Origin of the sequence: Streptomyces coffeae, assembly GCF_016741875.1 — a bacterium.
GTDB lineage: Bacteria > Actinomycetota > Actinomycetes > Streptomycetales > Streptomycetaceae > Streptomyces > Streptomyces coffeae.
Window position 1 is genome coordinate 1 of sequence record NZ_JAERRF010000197.1, and the last position, 464, is coordinate 464.

The 464-nt window shown below is 63.6% G+C and carries 1 protein-coding gene; it reads left to right on the forward strand.

Annotation, left to right across the window (positions count from 1 at the left end):
- On the forward strand, window positions 1-464 hold a 464-nt coding region (locus JK363_RS41650; RefSeq protein ID WP_201883519.1), incomplete at both ends, for an acyltransferase domain-containing protein.

Below are 464 nucleotides of genomic sequence, written 5' to 3' on the forward strand. Positions count from 1 at the left end.
GAGGTGTGTGCGCAGTTCGACGGTTTGTTGGAGCGGTCGTTGCGTGAGGTTGTCTTCGGGGATGGCGATGCTCTGGATGCGACGGGGTTCACGCAGTGTGGTCTGTTCGCGTTGGAGGTTGCGCTTTACCGTCTGATCTCGTCGTGGGGTGTGATGCCTGATTTCGTCGGTGGGCATTCGATCGGTGAGATCGTGGCTGCGTTTGTGGCGGGGGTGTGGTCGCTTGAGGATGCGTGTGTGTTGGTGGCGGCGCGTGGTCGGTTGATGCAGGCGTTGCCTTCGGGTGGTGTGATGGTGTCGGTGCGGGCGTCGGAGGCCGATGTTCTGCCGTTGCTGGAAGGCCACGGCGAGGTTGGTGTGGCTGCGGTGAACGGTCCGTCGTCCGTGGTGATGTCCGGTGCCGGGGCTGCGGTTGCTGCCGTGGTGGAGCAACTTGAACAGCGGGGTGTGAAGACGCGCCGGCT